Annotated in this window: 22 protein-coding genes and 2 tRNA genes; 17 read left to right on the top strand and 7 right to left on the bottom strand. The window is 60.8% G+C overall.

Going from position 1 to position 21799, the window contains the following annotated elements; all coding sequences use genetic code 11:
• Positions 1–108 precede the first annotated feature (108 nt).
• The 4 genes from rfbF to ACSQ3I_RS02425 are packed head-to-tail and all read left to right on the top strand — an operon-like array spanning position 109 to position 3740.
• Entirely contained in the window at positions 109–879 is a 771-nt protein-coding gene (gene rfbF, locus ACSQ3I_RS02410; RefSeq protein ID WP_435995741.1) for a glucose-1-phosphate cytidylyltransferase, read from the top strand.
• 1 nt (position 880) lies between these two features.
• Positions 881–1960, top strand: a complete 1080-nt coding sequence (gene rfbG / locus ACSQ3I_RS02415) for a CDP-glucose 4,6-dehydratase (protein ID WP_435995742.1) — start codon at positions 881–883, stop codon at positions 1958–1960.
• Complete coding sequence (locus ACSQ3I_RS02420; RefSeq protein ID WP_435995743.1) at positions 1957–2517, top strand: dTDP-4-dehydrorhamnose 3,5-epimerase family protein; 561 nt, start codon at positions 1957–1959, stop codon at positions 2515–2517. The genes rfbG and ACSQ3I_RS02420 overlap by 4 nt, the downstream gene beginning before the upstream one ends.
• Positions 2514–3740 carry a methyltransferase domain-containing protein gene (locus tag ACSQ3I_RS02425; protein WP_435995744.1) on the top strand — a complete coding sequence of 409 codons (1227 nt, stop codon included), beginning with the start codon at positions 2514–2516 and terminating at the stop codon, positions 3738–3740. The genes ACSQ3I_RS02420 and ACSQ3I_RS02425 overlap by 4 nt, the downstream gene beginning before the upstream one ends.
• Positions 3741–3998: 258 nt before the next feature.
• Here the strand turns inward: ACSQ3I_RS02425 and ACSQ3I_RS02430 are convergent, their stop codons facing one another.
• From ACSQ3I_RS02430 to ACSQ3I_RS02445, 4 genes are read right to left on the bottom strand one after another with little or no spacing between them, the layout of a single operon-like run.
• Positions 3999–4766, bottom strand: a complete 768-nt coding sequence (locus ACSQ3I_RS02430) for a cephalosporin hydroxylase family protein (RefSeq protein WP_435995745.1) — start codon at positions 4764–4766, stop codon at positions 3999–4001.
• Positions 4763–5938, bottom strand: coding sequence for a class I SAM-dependent methyltransferase (locus ACSQ3I_RS02435; RefSeq protein WP_435995746.1), 1176 nt, complete (start codon positions 5936–5938; stop codon positions 4763–4765). The genes ACSQ3I_RS02430 and ACSQ3I_RS02435 overlap by 4 nt, the downstream gene beginning before the upstream one ends.
• Positions 5904–6821 (bottom strand): NAD-dependent epimerase/dehydratase family protein, encoded by a 918-nt coding sequence (locus tag ACSQ3I_RS02440; RefSeq protein ID WP_435995747.1) that lies wholly within the window; start codon positions 6819–6821, stop codon positions 5904–5906. The genes ACSQ3I_RS02435 and ACSQ3I_RS02440 overlap by 35 nt, the downstream gene beginning before the upstream one ends.
• Complete coding sequence (locus ACSQ3I_RS02445; protein WP_435995748.1) at positions 6818–7987, bottom strand: hypothetical protein; 1170 nt, start codon at positions 7985–7987, stop codon at positions 6818–6820. The genes ACSQ3I_RS02440 and ACSQ3I_RS02445 overlap by 4 nt, the downstream gene beginning before the upstream one ends.
• A gap of 309 nt (positions 7988–8296) precedes the next feature.
• Between ACSQ3I_RS02445 and ACSQ3I_RS02450 the strand changes: the two genes are divergently transcribed.
• On the top strand, positions 8297–10258 hold the full coding sequence (locus ACSQ3I_RS02450) for a putative bifunctional diguanylate cyclase/phosphodiesterase (protein ID WP_435995749.1): 1962 nt from the start codon (positions 8297–8299) through the stop codon (positions 10256–10258).
• Between the two features lie 10 nt (positions 10259–10268).
• Here the strand turns inward: ACSQ3I_RS02450 and ACSQ3I_RS02455 are convergent, their stop codons facing one another.
• Positions 10269–11327 carry a dipeptidase gene (locus ACSQ3I_RS02455; RefSeq protein ID WP_435995750.1) on the bottom strand — a complete coding sequence of 353 codons (1059 nt, stop codon included), beginning with the start codon at positions 11325–11327 and terminating at the stop codon, positions 10269–10271.
• 295 nt (positions 11328–11622) lie between these two features.
• Between ACSQ3I_RS02455 and ACSQ3I_RS02460 the strand changes: the two genes are divergently transcribed.
• Positions 11623–12036 (top strand): BA14K family protein, encoded by a 414-nt coding sequence (locus ACSQ3I_RS02460; RefSeq protein ID WP_435995751.1) that lies wholly within the window; start codon positions 11623–11625, stop codon positions 12034–12036.
• Positions 12037–12264: 228 nt separating this feature from the next.
• Positions 12265–14307 (top strand): DUF4214 domain-containing protein, encoded by a 2043-nt coding sequence (locus ACSQ3I_RS02465; RefSeq protein ID WP_435995752.1) that lies wholly within the window; start codon positions 12265–12267, stop codon positions 14305–14307.
• Positions 14308–14358: 51 nt separating this feature from the next.
• Here ACSQ3I_RS02465 and ACSQ3I_RS02470 read toward each other — a convergent pair.
• Positions 14359–14433, bottom strand: a tRNA-Thr gene (locus ACSQ3I_RS02470).
• Between the two features lie 217 nt (positions 14434–14650).
• Here ACSQ3I_RS02470 and ACSQ3I_RS02475 point away from each other — a divergent pair.
• The 10 genes from ACSQ3I_RS02475 to ACSQ3I_RS02520 all read left to right on the top strand — a co-directional run bounded on the left by ACSQ3I_RS02475 (position 14651) and on the right by ACSQ3I_RS02520 (position 20646).
• A complete protein-coding gene (locus ACSQ3I_RS02475; RefSeq protein ID WP_435996267.1) occupies positions 14651–14860 on the top strand; it encodes a hypothetical protein in 210 nt (69 codons plus the stop codon).
• 110 nt (positions 14861–14970) lie between these two features.
• A complete protein-coding gene (murA, locus tag ACSQ3I_RS02480; protein ID WP_435995753.1) occupies positions 14971–16263 on the top strand; it encodes a UDP-N-acetylglucosamine 1-carboxyvinyltransferase in 1293 nt (430 codons plus the stop codon).
• 122 nt (positions 16264–16385) lie between these two features.
• Positions 16386–16820, top strand: coding sequence for a DUF2948 family protein (locus ACSQ3I_RS02485; RefSeq protein ID WP_435995754.1), 435 nt, complete (start codon positions 16386–16388; stop codon positions 16818–16820).
• A 39-nt stretch (positions 16821–16859) separates the two neighbouring features.
• Complete coding sequence (hisD, locus tag ACSQ3I_RS02490; RefSeq protein ID WP_435995755.1) at positions 16860–18158, top strand: histidinol dehydrogenase; 1299 nt, start codon at positions 16860–16862, stop codon at positions 18156–18158.
• A gap of 3 nt (positions 18159–18161) precedes the next feature.
• Positions 18162–18638, top strand: a complete 477-nt coding sequence (locus ACSQ3I_RS02495; RefSeq protein ID WP_435995756.1) for a UPF0262 family protein — start codon at positions 18162–18164, stop codon at positions 18636–18638.
• 4 nt (positions 18639–18642) lie between these two features.
• Positions 18643–19116 carry a low molecular weight phosphatase family protein gene (locus ACSQ3I_RS02500; protein ID WP_435995757.1) on the top strand — a complete coding sequence of 158 codons (474 nt, stop codon included), beginning with the start codon at positions 18643–18645 and terminating at the stop codon, positions 19114–19116.
• Positions 19117–19246: 130 nt separating this feature from the next.
• Complete coding sequence (gene infA, locus ACSQ3I_RS02505) at positions 19247–19465, top strand: translation initiation factor IF-1 (RefSeq protein ID WP_004117876.1); 219 nt, start codon at positions 19247–19249, stop codon at positions 19463–19465.
• Positions 19466–19502: 37 nt separating this feature from the next.
• Positions 19503–20123 (top strand): Maf-like protein, encoded by a 621-nt coding sequence (locus ACSQ3I_RS02510; RefSeq protein WP_435995758.1) that lies wholly within the window; start codon positions 19503–19505, stop codon positions 20121–20123.
• 2 nt (positions 20124–20125) lie between these two features.
• Positions 20126–20332, top strand: a complete 207-nt coding sequence (gene yacG / locus ACSQ3I_RS02515; protein ID WP_435995759.1) for a DNA gyrase inhibitor YacG — start codon at positions 20126–20128, stop codon at positions 20330–20332.
• A 238-nt stretch (positions 20333–20570) separates the two neighbouring features.
• Positions 20571–20646 (top strand) — tRNA-Phe (locus ACSQ3I_RS02520).
• Between the two features lie 84 nt (positions 20647–20730).
• Here the strand turns inward: ACSQ3I_RS02520 and ACSQ3I_RS02525 are convergent.
• Entirely contained in the window at positions 20731–21795 is a 1065-nt protein-coding gene (locus ACSQ3I_RS02525) for a tyrosine-type recombinase/integrase (RefSeq protein WP_435995760.1), read from the bottom strand.
• Positions 21796–21799: the final 4 nt, after the last annotated feature.

Raw genomic sequence — 21799 nt, forward strand, 5'->3', positions numbered from 1 at the left:
CCCGGAATGAAATTATTCACCGGGTTGACGAATCATGATGCTTTTCGGACGCGGGATGAGATTTCTCAATCCTGCTGAATTGTCTTTGCCATCGATGCGAGTGCAGTCATGAAGGCCGTCATCCTTGCCGGCGGCCTGGGCACGCGCCTGTCCGAAGAGACCCAGCTCAAGCCGAAGCCGATGGTCGAGGTGGGCGGGCGGCCGATCCTCTGGCACATCATGAAGATCTACCACAGCTACGGTATCCGGGATTTCATCGTCTGCTGCGGTTTTCGCGGGTATGTGATCAAGGAATATTTCGCCAATTACGGCCTGCACATGTCGGACATCACCTTCGACCTGGCCGAGAACCGGCTGCAGTTCCATCGCAAGAACGCCGAAAACTGGCGGGTGACGCTGGTCGATACGGGCGAGCACTCGATGACCGGCGGCCGCCTCAAGCGTGTCGCCTCCTATCTGCGGGACGAGGAAGCCTTCTGCTTCACCTATGGTGACGGCGTCTGCAGCGTCGACATTGCCGATACCATCCGCTTCCACAAGAACCACGGCAAGCTGGCGACCGTCACGGCCGTGCGGCCGCCGGCGCGTTTTGGCGCGCTGAAGCTGCACGGCGACGAGGTCCAGGGTTTCGTCGAGAAACCGGAAGGCGAAGGCGGCTTCATCAACGGCGGCTTCTTCGTATTGTCGCCTAAGGTCATCGACCGCATTCCGGACGATGCGACGATCTGGGAGCGCGCGCCCTTGAGCAGCCTGGCCGACGACGGTGAGTTGAGGGCCTATTTCCACGAAGGCTTCTGGCAGCCGATGGATACGCTGCGCGACAAGACCCACCTCGAAACGCTCTGGGAGAGCGGCAATCCCCCCTGGAAGAAATGGTGAGATGGTGACGACGTCGTTCTGGAAGGATAAACGCGTTCTGGTGACGGGGCATACCGGCTTCAAGGGGAGCTGGTTGTCGCTTTGGCTGACAGAACGTGGTGCCCATGTCAGCGGATTGTCGCTGGCACCATCCACGACGCCGTCCCTCCATCGCCTGCTCGGTCACGATGGCACCGGCGAGGACGGCATACTCGATATTCGCGACCGCTTGGCCGTCGCCGCGCGTGTCATGGCGGTGCGGCCGGAGATCGTTTTCCACCTCGCCGCCCAGCCGCTGGTCCGGGCCGCCTATCGCGATCCCGCGGCGACCTACGACATCAACGTCCAGGGCACCGCCAACCTTCTCGATGTCCTGCGCATCTCTCCCGACATCCGCTCGATCGTCGTGGTGACGACCGACAAGGTCTACGAGAACGCCGAGACCGGCCGCGCCTTCGTCGAGACCGATCCACTCGGCGGCTACGATCCCTACAGCGCCAGCAAGGCAGCAGCGGAGATCGTCACCAGCAGCTATCGATCCTCGTTTTTCCTCGGCCGCAATGTTGGTCTCGCGACTGCTCGCGCCGGCAACGTCATCGGCGGCGGGGACTGGGCGGAAGATCGTCTCATCCCCGATGCCGTGCGCGCGTGGAGCAGCGGCGGCACCCTCGACGTACGTCGTCCCGGCGCCGTGCGTCCCTGGCAGCATGTGCTGGAGCCGCTGCACGGCTACATCACGCTGGCGGAACGGCTATGGTCGAACCCGGGGCTCGACAGGCATTTCAACTTCGGCCCGGATCATGGCGCGGCGGCAACCGTCGGCAAGGTTCTCGAGGTGGCCCGTGCCGCCTACGGCACCGGCAACATGGTGCTCGGCGACGGCACGGAAGGCCCTCACGAGGCCGGTTACCTGATGCTCGACAGCAGCCTGGCAGCAAAAACCCTCGGTTTCGTGCCGCGCTGGGATCTCGGCGAAACGGTTCGCCGGACGATGGACTGGTATCGCCGATACGAAGGCGGTTCTTCCGCCGAGGCGCTCTGCCTGGCCGATATTGCCGCCTATGAAGACGCCATCCGGCAGCCGCTCAAGGTGGCGGTATGAGCCGTTTCCTGCGACGTGATACGCCGATCGAAGGATTGGCGCTGCTCGAACGTGCCAGGCTGGGCGACGATCGCGGTTTCCTGACACGGCTGTTCTGTGCCGAGGAGTTGGCAGAGGCCGGCTGGCTCGGTCCGGTCGCCCAGGTCAACGAAACCGGTACGCAAAAGGCCGGCACCGTGCGCGGCATGCATTTTCAGCTGCCGCCGTTTGCCGAAACCAAGCTGGTCACCTGCGTTGCCGGCGCGGTGCTCGACGTTGCCATCGATCTGCGCGAGGGATCACCGACATTCCTCAAGCATTTCGCGGTGGAACTGTCGGGTGAAAATACCCGTTCGCTGCTGATCCCCCAGGGCTTTGCCCATGGCTTCCAGACACTGACCGACGATGTCCGCATGATTTATCTGCATTCGGCGCCCTTCAGGGCTGAGGCCGAAGCCGGCCTGCACGCCGAGGATCCGGCGCTCGCCATCGACTGGCCCCTGCCGGTCTCCAACCTGTCGATGCGTGATCGCGCGCATCCTTTGCTGTCGCCTGAGTATCGGGGAGTCGCTGCATGAAATGCCGTCATTGCGCCAACGAGACCATGGCGCCGTTCCTCGATCTCGGCACGGCGCCGCCATCCAATTCCTATGTCGCCGCGGCCGGGCTCGACAAACCGGAACTCTGGTACCCGCTGGTCATCCGAACCTGCACGGAATGTTTCCTGGTGCAGACGGAGGACTTCGCCTCTCGCGAAACCTTCTTCTCGGAAAACTACGCCTATTTCAGTTCGTTTTCCTCGTCCTGGCTGAGCCATGCGAAAACCTATGTCGCGGCCATGACCGAGCGCTTCGGGCTCGGCGCCGGCTCGAAGGTCGTCGAAGTCGCCTCGAATGACGGCTACCTGCTGCAATATGTCAAGGAGGCCGGCATCGCCTGTCTCGGCGTCGAGCCGACCGCCAGCACGGCAGCGGCTGCGCGCGACAAGGGCATCGAGGTGGTCGAGGAGTTCTTCGGCGTCGAACTGGCGCAGAGCCTGGTGGCGAAAGGCTGGGCCGCCGACCTGACGGCCGCCAACAACGTGCTGGCGCACGTGCCCGACATCAACGATTTCGTCCGCGGTTTCGCCACGCTGCTGAAGCCCGACGGCGTCTCGACCTTCGAATTCCCGCATCTGATGAACATGGTCGGCGAAGCGCAGTTCGACACGGCCTATCACGAGCACTATTCTTATCTCTCGCTGACCGCCGTGGAGCGGATCTTTGCCGCGAACGGCCTCTTCGTCTTCGACGTCGAGACGACGCCCTGGCATGGCGGCAGTCTTCGTGTGTTCGCTTGCCGCGCCGATGCGCAGGCCCATCCGCGCCGGCCGGCCGTGCAGGATCTGCTCGACCGCGAACAGGCGGTCGGCATGAAGGATCTTTCCTATTACGCCGCCTTCCAGGCGCAAGCGCAGCGCGTGCGCAACGATTTCCTCGCCTTCCTGATCGATTGCCAGCGCCAGGGCCTGAAGGTTGCGGCCTACGGCGCGGCGGCGAAGGGCAACACGCTGTTGAATTTCGCCGGCGTCAAGCCGGATCTCCTGTCGTTCGTCGTCGACAAGAATCCTGCCAAGCAGGGCACCTTCCTGCCCGGCAGCAGAATTCCCATCGTGTCCGAAGACGTGTTGAAAGAACAAAAGCCGGAAAGGGTCGTTATTCTTCCATGGAACCTGCAGAAAGAAATCAAGGAACAGCTTTCGTATATCAGAGACTGGGGTGGGACGTTCGTGACGGCGATCCCGACACTGAAGGTCGAGTAGTCTCGCTGATCCCGGAAATCCCGGAACGGTCGTCGCGATCGACCGACGATCTGGGGATCGTCACCGACCTGTCTGCCGAATAGGCCGGGTACCACCCGCCTCCGAGGCACAGATCGGCTCGCATCTGGTTCGAATTCAAGACGTCGCCTCCGCGGCGTCTTTTTTTGTTGCCGCAACGAAAAAAGGCCGCTGCGGGCGGCCTTTTTGAAATCCTGTCGTCCGGCCGATGCACACTGCCCGGCCGGGAATGGTTTTGTCTCACACCCGCTTGAGCCAGGCGCCCGGCCAATGCGTGATGTTTTCGCCGAGGCTGCTTTCGTTGAACGGCCAGGCCGGCTGCTCGATGACAAATTCGGCATGCTTTTCGGCGAAATCGCGGGCGGCAAACGTCGGATTGTTCGTCGTCCAGTCGGCCGTGCCGCGCGGCACGTCGGCAAGATCGTACATGATGCCGTCGGTGGCGACGATGTAGGAGCCGGGCGTGACGAGATCGGCATAGGCTTCAAGCTCGTCGGCCACATGGGCATAGCTATGGTCGGAGTCGAGGATCACCAGCACGGTTTCGCCGGGCTTCACCAGTCCCTTGACCTGCGCGACGATCTCCGGCGCCGTCGACGAGCCTTCGATCAGGGTGATGCGGTCGGACAGCGGATGGGCTTCGATGGCGGCGCGGTTGTGCGGCCGGATTTCGATATCGATGCCGACGATGCGGCCCTTCTCCATGGCCTTGCACAGGCTCGAATAGAAGATCAGCGAGCCGCCATGTGCCACGCCGGTCTCGATGATCACATCCGGCTTCAGCGAGAAGATGACTTCCTGCATCCGCACCATGTCTTCGGGAAGCTGGATCACCGGCCGGCCCATCCAGCTGAAGGTGTATTGGTACTTCTGGTTCCAGCCCACGCGCACCCATTGCCGGGAAATCGCCTCGAAAGCCTCCCGGGAATACAGGTCTAGTGTCTTGACGGTTCCAGCGTCCTCAAGCGTCAAGCTCTTGGCGTCGGTGTCGAGGATAAGCTTCATCATTCACTCCAGTCGATCAGGGCGAGTTTGATATTCGAATCGGCCAATCGACGCAGGTTCTCCTCGCGATAATTGGGATTCATGAGCACGGCGCTCGCCACCCCGCGGGCCTCGACCGACGCGGGTGCGACGATCGGGTGGCCGGTGCCGGGAATGAAGCGGCCCTGCTTGTTCGGGTTCAGGTCGATGACGCAGTCGATGAACTCGCGCTCGGGATCGACGAGGTTGGCAAATGTCGCGCCCTTGGCGCCGGCACCCCACAGGGCGACCTTGCCGCCCTGCTTGAGTTCACGGAGCCGTTCGAGCCAGACCTGGCGCTGCTCGGCCTCGTGCAGGCCGTAGGCAGTGGCGAGCTTTGCTGTCTCGCCTGTTGTTTCCCGTTCAGCCGGCGCAGGTTCGGTGGTGGGACGCGCCTCCAGCCACAGGTACTGGCCACCGAAGATGTGATGGACCTGGTCGACGACGAAACCGCTGCGCTCGAAAGCCAAGGCGAGGGAGTTTTGGGTAAAGATCGAGCAATGCTCGTAGAAGAAATCCCAGACGACGCGGTTGCGCAGGATCCACTCCACACACGGCGTCTCGAAGAAGACGCGGGCATCCGGCGAGGTGTCCAGCGCGTCGCGTACCGCCTTCAGGATCATCCGCGGTTCGGGAATATGCTCGATCACGTGGCGGCAGACGACGAAATCGGGTTTGATGTCGGTGCAGCTGCTGTCATAGTAACGGCGCTGGAATTGCAGCCGGCCGTCGAGATCTTCGTCCGGGCCGACATAGGTCGGGTCGAAACCGATGCCGCGATTGTTGGCACCGGGATAGCTGACGAGCTTGTGCAGGAACTGTCCCTTGCCGCAGCCGACTTCGACGATCAGGCAGTCCTTGACACCCTTTTCCTCGACCAGCATTCTGACGAGGTCGTTCAGGTAGTCGTCGAAGAACGAGGAATAGGATTGGGTATTGTCATAGGCTTCGTCGTAGTCGATCGGCGCCAGTGCAAAGGCGCGGTTGAAGACGAAACCGCAGTCTTCGCAGGCCATCAGATCGAGTTCGCCGCGCATGATGGATTTTGCTGCGGCCTGTTCGGCCATGACGAGGTTCTGGAATGTCGGGACATGGCTGCGCCGCAAGAACGACGTCAGCCGATTACCCGAACATACGGGGCATGTGTGCATGTCCATGGGTATTCCTTGCAATAAGCTCTCTCAATCCCTGTTGCATCGTGATGGCGGGCCGCCAGCCGAGTTCCTTGAGCTTCCGGTTTTCACCGACGAGAAGCGGCGGCTGTCCGGGCCTTCCGCTTGTCAGCCGCAAGACACGCTCCGCGTCGCCATCAAGGATGCCGGCGATCCAGCCGACGACATCGCCCAGCCGGACGGGTTCCCCCGAACTGATGTTGTAGACGCCGTTTGCGCCTCCGGTCAGCAGCGCGGTAAAGGCTGCGGCCAGATCGGCGACATGGAGGAAATCGCGGAAGCAATCCTTGTCGATGGCAAAAGGATCGCGTTCTCCCCGGAAGACGTCTGCCAGCGCCGGCACAAGCCTTTGCGGCGCTTCTCCGATGCCATAAGTCAGGAAGATCCGTCCCCAGGCGCACGGCACGCCATGCTCGCGGCAGATCGCTATTGCCAGGCGTCGGGTGGCATCCTTGGCGCTGCCGTAGAGGGTGGCCGGTTCTATCGGGGTCTCCGCCTCGCGGCAGAACCCATAAGACCAGTCGTATTCGGCGCACGTGCCGGCGATCACCACCTGCCGCCCGCCTGCCTTGCAGAAGGCTTCCACCAGTCGCGTCGTCGCTTCGCTCCAGCGCAGGTTGAGCGGCGAGTTCCAGTATTTGCCGTGTTCCGCATACCAGGCGAGATGCAGCAGATGCGTGGCGCCGATCTTGCCGGCAAATGCGTCGAAGTCGTCGATTTCAAGCAGATCGGCGACCTCGAAAACGCCGCCGGACCAGGTGTCGGGCTTCCGGCGACCGACGGCGATCGTTTCGATGCCTTGTTTGTCCAGCGCGTCGAGAACGTGGCGGCCGATAAATCCGCCTGCGCCGGTCAGCAACACCTTCATGCCGCGTGCGACCCGCCAAACGCGACATTCGCCGCAACGGTCGGCACCTTCAATGCGTCCAGTTCCTCCTTCACGAGGCTGATCGGCGTCAGCATCGAACGGACCACCTTGAAGAATTCTTCCGCGGTGACGGCATTGCCGATGAAACGGTTGACCAGCAATAGGCGGTCATGCAGGCCGCGCCGCGGGTCGGCCTGCGGCTCGGCCAGATAGGGCGGGCGGAAAGACGAAGCCAGGCGGCCACCCTCAAGCTCGCAGATCGCGGCATAATAGGCCTGGGCCTTCTCCTCGAACGCCGTCTCGTCGTGCACGAACATGCAGTCGAGCATGCAGGCGCGAATGAAGTTCTCGTTGAACCCGGACCATTCTATGTCGAGATCGTGGAGAACGCGCGCCTGGGTTTCAGCAATGGCCGCGGTGATGCCGATGTTGCTGTTGAACGGGAACCCCGCGACGGCGGAGGGCGCGTCCACAGGCCGGTACGGCGTGACGTCGCTTGCGGAAAGCGGTCGGGAAGAAAAGCCGAACTTTGCCGCATACAGCAACACCCGTGCCGACCATTCATATTGCGGATAGGCTGTGAGCCAGCTGCGCTCGCCGGAGTTGGCCAGCACGGTTTCGAGCAGGGAGCGCTTGATCGCCGCGTGATAGATGCCGAAGGGCATCTTCGGCACGTTGCTGGATTCGTTCCACTGGAAGAAGGTTTCCAGCATGTCGTCCCGGCTGATTTCCCGCGTGTGGTGCTGGATCGGTATCGCGACCGCCGTGTTGACGTTGCGCGGCGCAGCGGCATCGATCTGGAACGAATTCCAGCCATAGGCGTCGAGGCCGGGAACGGTTTCTTCGGCGTGGACGATGAACTGCGCGACATCCGGGTCGAGGATGTCGTTCGGCCGTACCACCGTAACCCATTCTCCCGTCATGGCAGCAACCGTGCCGATCCAGAGATTGGCGGTGGAGATTTCCAACGGTGCAGACGGCAGAATGCGCAGCCGCGCATCCTTTTTCGCAAGGGCATACAGCTCTTCGGCATCGGCGCAGGTGTCGCCGTAAGGCGCCACGATGATTTCGATATCCGATGCCGCATTGTGGAGCAGCTCCGTGGCAAGACGGACGGGTGGAGGGTTGCCGGGCTCAACGGGTATGCAGATGGAAAGTTTCGTCATGGGACTGCTTTTCGTTTCTCTTCACCGCGCGTTGGGTTGCTGCCGTGAGCGATGCCGGAACAGGTGCATTCACAGCGGATTTCCCCGCTCATGGCAGCCTTGTGTATGCCGTCAAGCTTGAGCGAAGCTTTGCGCAGAGGGAGATTTCAGCATGCGCAAAAGGGCGGGCAAACCGCTTGTTCGTATATTCGTTCATCTTAATATTATCGGTTTTTCAGGGCGTGAAATGGTTGATGCAAAGTAAAAAATTGCAATAAGAGAATATAAATTTTTCCGCGTTTAGATATATTCGAATGGGAGAAGAGATGGATGGGGCGCATCCGATCAATATTCGTGCCGCGACGTGACGATCCGAAGCTTATCTTGGCGCAGTTCGAGGCTCTGAGCACACGCGTTCCCATTCTGTATACGCTGCTGATCATCAATGCCGTTGCTGTTTCGATGACCCACATAGGGACGGCGCCGCTCTGGCTGGCCGCTTACCTGCCGGTCCTGATGTCCGTCCTGTGTATCGTCCGGCTGTTGTGGTGGCAGACCCGCGGGCGGGTGCCGGTGACGCCGGAGGCGGCCTATCGTTACCTGCGGCGGACGGAGAGGCTGGCCGGTATCCTGACGCTCGGCTTCGCCTCCTGGGCCGTCGGGCTTTATCAGTACGGCGACGCTTACCAGCAGGGACAGATTGCCTATTTCCTCGTCGTCACCGGTATTTCCTGCATCTTCTGCCTCATGCACCTGCCGTCCGCGGCGCTGATCACCACGGCGATCACCTTTTCGTTCATGGTGGTGACCTTCCTGTTTTCCGGCAACGCCGTCTTCATCGCCACGGCCCTCAGCGTCGCCTTCCTGTCCGTGGCCTTCGTCAGCGTCATCCTGAGCTATTTCGACAATTTTTCCGGCCTGGTGGAGCTGACGGCCGCCCTCGAACGCAAGCAGGAAGAAACCGAACAGCTGAACGCGGTCAACAGCCGCAACGCGCTGCATGACCAGCTCACCGGCCTTGCCAACCGCCGCAGTTTCTTCCAGCAGCTCGACGGCATGATCGGCGCCGATCCGCGCCACCCGCCGGTCGTCGGCCTCGTCGACCTCGACGGCTTCAAGCCGGTCAACGACATCTTCGGCCATGCCGCCGGCGATTTCGTGCTCAAGGAAGCCGCCACGCGCTTCCATGCGCTCAGCCAGGGCGAGGGCAGCGTTGCCCGGCTGGGTGGCGACGAATTCGGTTTCATCCTTCCCGGCAGCACCAGCAGGGAGGATGCGGCGGCCCTTGGCCAAGCCTTCTGCACGACGTTGCGCGACCCCTTCGAAATCCCCGGCGGTTCGATCCGGCTCTCCGGATCGTGCGGCATTGCCTATCCGGAAGGTGGGACGGGAACGTCGGAAGAGATCTACGAACGCGCCGATTTCGCCCTCTACCAGATGAAGAGCAAGCGCGGCGGGTCCGTCGAGTTTTTCTCCAGCGACCACCAGCAACTGCTCAAGCGGCGCCATGCCATCGACTTTGCACTCCAGGCCGGGGATTTCAGCCGCGAACTCTCGCTGGAATTCCAGCCGGTGGTGACGCTGGATGGCAGCAGGCTTGTGGGTTTCGAGGCGCTCGCCCGCTGGAACAGTTCACGGCTCGGCCCCGTCAGCCCCCATGATTTCATTCCCGCCGCCGAGCGGACGGGCATCGTCAGCCGGATGACGTCGATCCTGCTGTCCCAGGCCCTCGATGCCATGAAGGTCATGCCGGATCACCTCCGACTGGCTTTCAACCTGTCGGCCCGCGACATCTGCGATCGCGAGACGGCCCTGGCGCTTCTGGTGCAGATCCGGCAATCCGGTGTCGATGTGTCGCGCCTCGATCTGGAAATCACCGAGACGGCGCTGCTGAGCGATTTCGACACGGCGGCGGAGGTGGTGCGCATGCTGCGTTCGGCAGGCGCCTCTATCTCGCTCGACGATTTCGGAACCGGGTTTTCCAGCCTCAGCCACGTTCATCGGCTGGAGTTCGACAAGATCAAGATCGACAAGAGTTTCGTGCTGAAATGCGATCGCGACGAACGAAGCATGAACATCATCCGCTCTGTGGCCAATCTCTGCAACAATCTCGGCATCCAGTCGGTGGCCGAAGGCATCGAGACGGAGGAGATCCGTGCGGCGCTGCAGGCTTCCGGCGTTGAACTGGGGCAGGGATATTTTTTCGCGCGGCCGCAGCCGCTGTCGGTGGCGCTGAAAGGCATCACGATGGGCGGCGGGATCGTCGCAGACGAAGCGCGCCTCACGGGGTAGGTGGCGGCCGTCAGGCCGCCACCTCGCCCCAAGTGACGGCAAGAACCCTCAGCCAGTTGTCGCGGGCCAGCTTGCGCAGGTCATCGGCGCCATAACCGGCGGCCGCGAGCGCGTCGATGAGTTTCTGGTTGCCGGCGGCATCGCCGATCTCGTCGGGAATGGTGGCGCCGTCGAAATCCGAACCAAGCGCGACACAGTCTATCCCCATTCGCTCGACCAGGTAATCGATATGGCGGACCATGTCGGAGATCGGCGTCTTCGCATTCTCCTGGCCGTCCGGCCGCAACATCGTCACTGCATAATTGAGGCCCACCAGGCCGTTGCGCTCGCGGATCGCGTCGAGCTGCCTGTCGGTGAGGTTGCGGGCGACGGGCGTCAGCGCGTGGGCATTCGAATGGCTGGCGATCAGCGGCTTGGTGGAGGTTTTCGCCACGTCCCAAAAACCCTGTTCGGTGATATGGGCGAGATCGATGGCGATGCCGAGCGTGTCGCAGGCGCGAACGAGATCGAAGCCGGCAGCTGTCAGGCCGGGGCCGGTATCCGGGGATTTCGGATAGGCGAAGGGAACGCCATGGCCAAAAATGTTGTGGCGGCTCCACACCGGCCCCAGCGAGCGCAGGCCGGCGGCATAAAGAACGTCGAGTGCGGTCAGGTCGGCGGCAATCGCCTCGCAGCCCTCGATGTGCAGAACGGCGGCAAATACATTTGCTTCCATCGCGGCGCGGATCTCGTGCGTGGTGCGGCACAGGCGCCAGGCTCCGGCGCGATCCAGCCGCAGCGCAATGGCCGCTTTCTGCAGGGCGATGTCGAGAGAGGGTGGCCGGTCGAGCGGCGTGGCCAGCGGCGTCTCGTATCGGCCATGCCCATCCGGCTCCTTGAGGGCGAGATGGCTGGAGGGAATGTAGATGGCGCAGATGCCGCCGGCCAGGCCGCCTGTTCTGGCACGGGGCGCGTCGATATGGCCTGCCGAGGTGCCGTCGACGAATTCGGCGACGGGATCGCCGCCCGATTGCCATGTCTGCCAGAGCCGCAGCAACACATCGTTATGGCCGTCAAATATCCATTGCATCAAAAATTCGCTCGCATTTTCGAAACACCTTGCAATCGGTCTTTTTACATCGGGAGATGGTAAGGCCCCCGGCTAAAACGCCGCAAGGGCGAAAAAACGGCAATGGCCGATTTATTGTCAACAAACCTCCGCTCGCCGATTTTCGACAGGCATTGATTGAAAAGCCACTCAGGAACGTCTCTACTTTGTGATGTGCCAGAACCGCGTGTCGGCATGGACAAATTGTAATCGTTTGTTCATGCTGGGTTTATAGGCCTGGTACCATTCTGCGTTCGTTCAACATAAGGAGGTAGCAATGAAAAAGATTGCGATTTCGGCCCTTGCCGTGCTGATGGCTCTGACGACGGGCTACGAAGCTGCTTTTGCGGCGCCGGTCGTCCAGCCGATCAAACCTGTGATATCGGGTGATGTCGAGGCGGTGCAGTATCATCGCAGACGTCACGGCTGGTATGGCGGACATCGGGGATATCGTTCTTATCGCCATGGTTATCATCGCCACAGCGACGGCTGGTGGTATCCGATGGCTGCCTTCGGCGCCGGCGCCATCATCGGCGGGGCAATTGCCAGCGAGCGGCGCAGTTCCTACGAAGGCATCAACCCGCGCCACTACGACTGGTGCTATGCCCGCTATCGCAGCTATCGTTCTTCCGACAATACCTACGTCCCGCGGGCGGGTTACCGCGCAGAATGCCTCTCGCCCTATTATTGAGCGAGCGGTCTCCGGCCTTCGGGCCGGAGACCTTTTCAAGCGCAGGCGTCAATTGCCTGGTCGCTACATTTCCGCGCCTGGCGGGTTATCCACATAGCTTAAGACAGTCTGGGAGAGCTGGAAGATCAAAAGCCGCTCCGTTTTCGGCAGTATTTGAACAATTTTTGGATGTGCGTCAGACGATATTTCCAGTTACTTTGCCAAGTGACGAATGGAGGAGATACGGAAATGGCATCGATCAGCACTCTGAATATGCCTTCGGACACTGACAGCTTCAGGATTTTCCAGTTCGGCTTCTATTCGTATCAAACGAATACGATGCATCCGGAATATTATTACCCGAACCCCACAGATTACCATCCACCTGGATTGTTTTATGTAGGGCAATCCGGAACGGCTGCTGGGGATTTCAACGGCGATGGCCATCAAGACCTGCTCGTATCCTGGGCTGCATCTCCGCATACCGTGCCGAATAACTTAAACCTTGTGCCCACCTTGTTCCTGAACGATGGCACGGGAGTGCTACAGCCGGCAAACCAGGCGTTCATAGGAGCGGTTCCGCAGGTGCACATGCCATACCGGCCGGTCGTGGCGGATTTTAATGGCGATGGTGTCGATGATTTCGTCATCGCTGGAACGGGGATTGTCCAACGCAATCCCGACGGTACCTACACAAATCAATATGACCCTGTCACGCTGGTGCTTTCGCAGCCCGGCGGCAAGGTAGTCGATGCCAGCGCATGGATTCAAGGCCAGGAAAACGGAGGCCCCCCTGAAGGTTACGCTTCAGGGCATGATATGTCGGCTGGTGATATTGATGGTGATGGTGACGTAGACTTTTATTCCATCAAGGTACTTTTCCTCAATGATGGAAGTGGTCACTTCACAACGCATTCCGAACTTCTGCCAGCTGAAGGGAAGCTCGACATAGCCTACCCAATGTCATCTGCAATCGAAGACCTCGACGGAGACGGTGTCGATGACATCGTGGTGGCCTATTCCGAGGGCAACCCTGCCTATGTGCTCTATTCGCGCTGGGCGAACGGCGCCGCCGGGTGGAACATCGAGAAATTGCCAACCGGATTGTTCGGCTCGCAGAACACCAAGTTCAACCACACGCAGATTGCCGACATCAATCATGACGGCTGGAACGACATAATCCTGGCAGAAACCCGTGCCGAACCCTACTATATCGGTCGTTCGGTCCAGATTTTGATCAATCAGCAGGGGCATGGTTTTAAGGATGAAACGTCGGGCCGTATCGATAATTCTTCTCGAGATCAGAATTCCGGCGAAGGCGAACTGAGTATAGTTGATGTCGATCACGACGGGGATCTGGACATCTGGGACTCGACGAACAACGGTCAAGGATTGAATGATTCCGGAACTTCAATCGCCCTCAATGACGGAAGTGGCCATTTCACTTGGATAGACCGGTCAATCTTAGCCATCGTGGACTCGAATCAGGTGTCGGGCTTCGAAGACTACAATTCCTCTCCCATCCCGCGACTTTTCCCAGTCGATCTCGACAGCCAATATGGATTGGATTACTTCGGCCTAGTGTATACGCCCACAAACGAACAGTTTGAACTGACGGCATACACAGGCATCTCGACCAATGCATTCGGCCGCAGCGGATCCGAAACGCTCGGGGGACTTGCCACAAGCGACGATATCGCTGGTTTTGATGGCAACGACACGTTCGTCGGCTCCAAAGGGAATGACCGCCTCGACGGAGGCAGCGGCCTCGACACAGTTCGCTACACGCTAGACAGCAGTGAATATAAGGTTTCGCGCCTCGCCGATGGCTCCATCGATGTACAGAAGCCGAATGCAGAGCACGACGTTCTAACAACAATAGAGCGCGCAGGGTTTGCAGATCGTATTCTAGCCTTTGACATCAACGGCAATGCCGGCCAGTCCTACCGGATCTATCAAGCGGCTTTCGATCGGACCCCGGATACCGGCGGCTTGTCATTCTGGATCAAGTCTATGGATGCCGGCATGTCCCTTATCGATGTCGCGACTGGTTTTGTTGCTTCCGCTGAATTCGGTTCCGTTTACGGCACAAACCCATCGAACTTCGATTTCGTCGACCGGCTCTACGAGAACGTCCTGGGTCGTGACGGCGAACCAGACGGCGTCACCTATTGGGTCGGGCAACTCGACGGCGGCGTTTCCAAAGCCATGGTATTGGCAGGTTTTTCGGAGAGTGCAGAGAACATCGCGGGGGTTGCGCCCAACATCGCAGACGGCATCTGGTACGCCTAACGAGCCAGAGAGCAATTGGACGGGATTTTCAAATTTTCCATAAAAAGAAAATGGTGCTGCCGAGTGGGATTGAACCACCGACCTCACCCTTACCAAGGGTGTGCTCTACCACTGAGCTACGGCAGCAGGCTTGTTTCGCGGCTTGTGAGCGCTTCGTTGCAAGCGAGGCGGCTATTGCCATAGCTGCGGATGAAGCGCAAGGCGCAAACGTCAAATAATTTGCCGATACGGCAGGAAAAAATGCGGCGGCCTTTTGAAATGCCCGGATTTCCGCTATTCAGGCGGCATGATCGAACACAAGAAAAATTTCTCTCCGGCATCCGCCAGGCCCGCTGCAAGCGAGATGGCGGCCATCGTTGACGGTGATGGCGCGGACCCCGCGCCGGATGCGAAAACGGCGCAGAAAACCGGTGCGGACCTGCGTCGCGAGCGGGCTGCGGCCAAGCTTCGTGAAAATCTGCAGCGCCGAAAGCAGCAATCCCGGGCACGCCGGGCCGGTGCGGCGGATGAGGCGATTGGCCTTCCTGCCGCAAAATTGGACGAATCATCGTGATTCCTCACGCCGATTGAATTGTCGCCGCCGGGGATTTCGTCTAAGGACGCCCATCTTCACAAGGCATGGTCACCAGGGAAAGGCGGGCGGGGGCCCGTTGGGTATACTATATGGATCGTATTAGAATTATCGGCGGCAACCCGCTGAACGGCGTCATTCCGATTTCCGGGGCCAAGAATGCGGCCCTGCCGCTGATGATCGCCTCGCTTCTGACCAGCGATACGCTGACGCTCGAAAACGTGCCGCACCTGGCCGATGTCGAGCAGCTGGTCCGTATTCTCGGCAATCACGGCGTCGACATCGCCGTCAACGGCCGCCGCGAACGCCAGACCGACGGCTATTCGCGCACCATCCACTTCACCTGCCGCACGATTGCCGATACCACCGCGCCTTACGACCTCGTGTCCAAGATGCGGGCGAGTTTTTGGGTCATCGGACCCCTGTTGGCGCGCGAGGGCAAGGCCCGCGTCTCGCTCCCTGGCGGCTGCGCCATCGGCACCCGTCCCGTAGACCTGTTCATCGAGGGCCTGCAGGCGCTCGGCGCGACGATGGAAATCGACGGCGGCTACATCAATGCGACGGCGCCCAAGGGCGGTCTGATCGGCACGCGCTACACCTTCCCCAAGGTCTCGGTCGGCGCCACGCATGTGATGATGATGGCGGCAAGCCTTGCCCGCGGCACGACGGTGATCGGCAATGCCGCCCGCGAGCCTGAAGTCGTCGATCTCGCCAACTGCCTCAACGCCATGGGTGCCAAGATCACCGGCGCCGGCACGCAGACGATCACCATCGAGGGCGTCACCTCGCTGTCGGGTGCGCGCCACCGCGTCCTGCCGGATCGCATCGAGACCGGCACCTATGCCATGGCCGTGGCGATGGCGGGCGGCGATGTGCTGCTGGAAGGCACGCGTGCCGACCTGCTCGAAACCGCGCTCGAAACCATCCGCCGCTCCGGCGCCGAGATCACCGACACGGCTGACGGCATTCGTGTGGTGCGCAATGGCGGCGGCATCAAGCCGGTCGATATCGTCACCGATCCCTTCCCCGGCTTCCCGACCGACCTGCAGGCGCAGTTCATGGCGCTGATGACGAAGTCTGCGGGCGTTTCCCACATCACCGAAACCATCTTCGAAAACCGCTTCATGCATGTTCAGGAACTGGCCCGTCTCGGCGCCAAGATCTCGCTCTCCGGCCAGACGGCCAAGATCGAGGGCGTGCAGCGGCTGCGTGGTGCGCCGGTCATGGCGACCGACCTGCGCGCCTCCGTTTCGCTGGTTATTGCCGGGCTTGCCGCGGAAGGTGAGACCATGGTGTCGCGCGTCTACCATCTCGACCGCGGCTTCGAACGTCTGGAAGAAAAACTGACCCGCTGCGGCGCCATCGTCGAACGCGTCAGCGATTAATTTTCCGCCGGTCGTTCCTTCCGCCGGGCTTGCGTGTTGCGGTTTGGGTGCGGGCGCCTTATGTCCTTTAAGGGACAAGGCCCCGCCCTCCCGTCGCGACAGGCAAACCGGAAAGTGTGCGTATGACCCATCTCAAGCTCCTGGCACTCGATGAAGAGGACCTGGCGGTTATCTCGGCGCATATGCAGGATGCCGTCTTCAAGGTGGGGGATCTGTCGTTTTCGGCAAAATCCGGGCTTTTCAGCCTGGCAGCCAACCGTTTTGCCTGGGATGCAGTGGAGGAGGCGGCAAAGACCTTCGAACGTCGCCGCGCGCTGCTCGTGTTCAAGCGGGTTCGCAACGTCCGTTCCGCGGGCGTCGACCGGCACAAGGCCGACGAGGTTCTCTCCCTGCTTGCCATCCGCTTCCTGCCTGACGGCGAGGGGCCGGACGGCAAGATCGAGCTGACGCTGTCCGGCAAGGCAACGATCGAGCTTGATGTCGAATGCATCGAAGCGCAGCTTGCAGATACGGGCACGGCGTGGGAAACCGGTTCGCTGCCGAGTCACGAGAGCTGAGTCCGGCGGGAATTTTGTTTTACGGGGGATGAAGTAGAAGTGGCTATCTGGCTGGAGCAGGCGTCCAAGGATTTCGAAGCGCAATTTGCCGCCTTCCTCACCACCAAGCGCGAAGTATCCGAAGACGTCAACGTGGTGGTTCGCGCCATCATCGACGACGTCAGGGCACGCGGCGATGCGGCCCTTGCCGATTATTCCGCCCGCTTTGACGGACTGGATTTTGCCGTGACACCGATGCGTGTCGGCAAGGCGGAAATCGATGCGGCCTTCGCCGCCGTGGATCCCAAGATCATCGCCGCGCTGGAGCTTGCTGCCGCCCGCATCGAAAAACATCATGCCCGCCAGCTTCCCAAGGACGATATCTACGAAGACGATATCGGCGTCGGCCTCGGATCGCGCTGGACCGCCATCGAAGCCGTCGGCCTCTACGTGCCGGGCGGTACGGCCAGTTACCCGAGTTCGGTGCTGATGAACGCGCTGCCGGCCAAGGTGGCGGGGGTGCCGCGCATCGTCATGGTCGTGCCGGCGCTGAAGGGCGAGATCAATCCGACGGTGCTTGCTGCCGCCCGTATCGCCGGCGTCGAGGAAATCTACCGCATCGGCGGCGCCCAGGCGGTTGCTGCACTCGCCTACGGCACCGAAACGATTGCCCCGGTGGCGAAGATCGTCGGCCCCGGCAATGCCTATGTCGCCGCCGCCAAGCGCCATGTCTTCGGTACGGTTGGCATCGACATGATCGCCGGCCCTTCCGAAGTACTCGTCATCGCCGACAAGGACAACGATCCGGAATGGCTGGCCGCCGATCTTCTGGCGCAGGCCGAGCATGACCGCGGCGCCCAGTCCATCCTCATCACCGACGATGCCGCCCTCGGCCATGCCGTCGAAGCCGCCGTCGAGCGCCAGATCCGTCAACTTGGTCGCGCCGAAACGGCAGCCGCCAGCTGGCGCGATTTTGGCGCGGTCATCCTTGTGCCGGATCTTGCCGCCGCCGTTCCGCTGGCAGACCGCATCGCCGCCGAACATCTGGAGCTTGCCGTCGCCGATCCCGAACCGCTGCTCGCCGCAATCCGCAATGCAGGCGCAATCTTCGTCGGCCGGCACACGCCGGAAGTCATCGGCGATTATGTCGGCGGCTCCAACCACGTGCTGCCGACGGCGCGCTCGGCGCGGTTTTCCTCCGGCCTCTCGGTGCTCGACTATGTCAAGCGCACCTCGATATTGCGCCTCGGCGCCGATCAGTTGCGGGCGCTCGGCCCGGCGGCGATCACGCTTGCCCATTCCGAAGGTCTCGACGCCCACGCCCGGTCGGTCGCGATCCGGCTCAACCTCGGGGATTGAGCCATGGCGGGATCGGGCAATTTCCGGCTCTGCGATGTCGTCCTCGACGACACGATCGGCCGCTCGACCCCGGATGTGGAACATGAACGCGCCGTGGCGATCTTCGATCTCATCGAAGAAAACTCCTTCCAACCCGTCGGCCATTCCGGCGGGCCTTACCGGCTCTATCTGTCGCTGGTCGATTCCAAGCTGGTGCTGGCGATCAAATCGGAAGCCGGCGAGGATGTGGCGACGCATATCCTGTCGCTGACGCCCTTCCGGCGCACGATCAAGGATTACTTCATGATCTGCGAAAGCTATTATGAGGCGATCCGCTCGGCAACGCCAAGCCGTATCGAGGCCATCGACATGGGCCGGCGGGGCATTCACAACGAAGGCTCGCAGACCCTGATGGATCGGCTGCAAAACAAGATCCAGCTGGATTTCGATACAGCCCGGCGGCTGTTCACGCTGATCTGCGTTCTCTACTGGCGTGGCTGAGGCGATGTCCGTGGCATCAGAGGAACCTGCCAAGATACCGAAATCGATCCTCTTCATCTGCGGCATGAACGCCATCCGCTCTCCCATGGCGGAGGTTTTGGCACGCAGCATGTTACCGTCAGGCACCTATGTCGCTTCGGCAGGTGTCCGTTTGGGGGAGCGTGATCCTTTCGTCGACGTGGTGATGGAGGAAATCGACCTGTCGCTGGGTAAGCGCCAGCCGCAGACGCTCGACGATCTCGAGGACGACTTTTTCGACCTGATCATCACCCTGGCGCCGGAGGCGCACCACGCAGCACTCGAACTGACGCGTTCCAACGCCGTCGAGGTGGTCTACTGGCCCACTCTGGATCCGACCGTGGCAGCCGGAACGCGCGAACAAATCCTTTCCGCATACCGCGATGTAAGAAATCATCTTGCAGTGCTGATCGAACAGCGTTTATTGAGAAAGAACGGCGTCAAGGCCGAAACAGCCTGAGACAAATCGAGAAAGCGCGATCAACAAGGTTCACAAACCCTTGTCGATTGTGTAGTTTCCGCCAAATTTTTGGAAGTCGCCCCGGCAAGGCCGGCGCCACCTCTGTAACCCACAGGAAGAAACCTTATACATGCCTAAAGAAGAAGTCCTCGAATTCCCGGGCGTCGTCACGGAATTGCTGCCGAACGCAACCTTCCGCGTCAAGCTGGAAAACGAACACGAAATCATCGCGCACACCGCTGGCCGCATGCGCAAGAACCGCATTCGCGTGCTTGCCGGCGACAAGGTTCTGGTGGAAATGACCCCCTATGACCTGACCAAGGGCCGCATTACCTACCGCTTCAAATGACCTTGCCGCCTGATGGCGGCTGCCTTGTCGGGTGCGCATGGTGCTGAAACACAGATTGATATTGGCCTCCGGCTCGCCGCGCCGCCTTGACCTGCTCAACCAGGCTGGGATCGAACCTGCGCGGCTGATGCCGATGGACCTGGACGAGACGCCGAAGAAATCCGAGCATCCGCGCTCGCTCGCTCGCCGGCTTTCGGGCGAAAAGGCCGACGCTGCTTTCCGGCAGGTGAAGGGCGACCTCGCCTGGCAGGGCAGCTTCATCCTCGCCGCCGATACCGTCGTCGCCGTCGGCCGCCGCATTCTGCCGAAGGCGGAATATGTCGACGAGGCATCCTCGGCGTTGCATCTGCTCTCCGGCCGCAGCCACTGGGTCTATACCGGCGTGTGCATCGTCACGCCGGACGGCCGGCTTCGCCAGAAGATCGTCGAGACCAAGGTGCGCTTCAAGCGCCTCTCCGGCCTCGACATCGAAAGTTATCTCGCCTCCGGCCAATGGCGCGGCAAGGCGGGTGCTTATGCCATCCAGGGTCTTGCCGGCTGCTTCGTGCAGAAGCTGGTCGGCTCCTATACCAACGTCGTCGGCCTGCCGCTTTACGAAACCACGTTGCTTCTTGAAGGCGAGGGGTTCGATGTGCAGCGCCGCTGGATCGAGGGTTAGCCATGACCGGCGATCCTCAAAAGGCCAAGGTCGAGCCGCTGCGCAAGACCATGCCCTGCCCGGAGTGCAGGCGTCCGTCCGTGCGCGAACATTACCCGTTCTGCTCCGATCGCTGCCGCTCGCTCGACCTGTCGCGCTGGCTGAACGGCTCCTATGCCATCCCGGTTTCCGAAGACGAAACCAAGGCGGATGGTGCCGACGAGGACTGAGGCCTCGCTCCGCATTTTTCTAACATCTTGAAATGCCGCGGAAACATGCCTTCCGCGGCATCTATGCGCCGGTGTTTTGCATCTTCCTGTGGAGCATTTCCGACAAACAAAAATTTCCTGCCAAAAAAGTGTCATTTGGTGCTGGACATGAAAAAATAGGATGCTATAACCCCGCTCGCTTCCGGGGGAAACCAAGCCCCCGCCGGACGAAAGTCCGAAAGGCAGTTCCTGCCTCGATGCCCGGATAGCTCAGTTGGTAGAGCAGCGGATTGAAAATCCGCGTGTCGGTGGTTCAAATCCGCCTCCGGGCACCATTACTAACGGCTTGGTTTTGCTCATTTTTTAGCTCCTTGATTTCACTCACCTGATGTCGCGTCTAGACGCTATTTTCTGCCGTTCTAGACGCTTTTCGTTTTCCGTCTGTTCACTTCCGCATCGAACTCGCTGACAGTCTCCGCCATCTTCTTCGACATATCGGCACGGCGCGAATAGTGCTTCGCCATGGCCTCGGTCTTCTGTCCAAGCATCTCGGCGATGGTCGCGTGATCCTTCCCCATCTCGCGGAGAATCGTTGCAACGGTATGGCGAAGACCCTTGAGCGTTAGTCCTGGCTGGACCTTCTCATCCTTTTCCAGCTTTTGACGAATCGGTCGCCATGATGCCCTGAACCCTGAAACGGTCCACGGCTTGCCATAGCTGTTCGCACACAGCGTCAACGTCGTTGCGGGATGCTTCGGCTCGGATGCCAGAGCATCGATCACCGGAGACGGCAGAGGCACCCATACCGGCACACCTGTCTTGCCGCGGCGGGTATCAAGGCGACCGTCAGAAACCGCTGTGCGAGGCAGCAGCAGCGCGTCCTGCGGATCAAGGCCGCAATACATCATCAACATGATTGGCAGGCGCATATGGGCAGGGAGGGCGTTGGATACTGCATCGCGCTCGAAGTCCATCCATGGTCGGTTCGCTTCCGGCGCGTCGGTGGCCTTGCGCACCCGTTTGACCTTGCCGACCGAGTTCGCCGCCATCATCTCCTGTTCGATGCCATGCTCGAATAGGATGGACAGGACGGTCAGCGTGTAATTCGTAAACTTGCGTTTCCTCTTCTCGAAGGTCTTATCGCGCAGCCGTGCGACCCACCCCTGCGTCAGTTCCGACAGGGGAGATGGCCCCAAGGGTTTCAGATATTCAAGCACCTTCTGATAGTCAGATTTCGTCCGCGTTTTGAGAGATTGAAATCCTGCCGATCTGCGATACGACTCGATCAGCGCGCCGAGCGTACCCGGCTTCGCCTCCTGGCTCTTGGTCTCGGCATTGATCGCATCCAGTTCGGCGAAGAATTCCGCCGTTCCGAATTCCGACTTCAGACGCCGACCAGACTTGCGGTGATAGGCATACCACTTCCCGGCCTTCGGCTCGAAGTACCGCTTGATACCTTTCACGCGAACAACCGTTCCCGTCATAGTG

The sequence above is a fragment of the Rhizobium sp. LjRoot30 genome (genome assembly GCF_964253915.1).
Lineage (GTDB): Bacteria > Pseudomonadota > Alphaproteobacteria > Rhizobiales > Rhizobiaceae > Metarhizobium.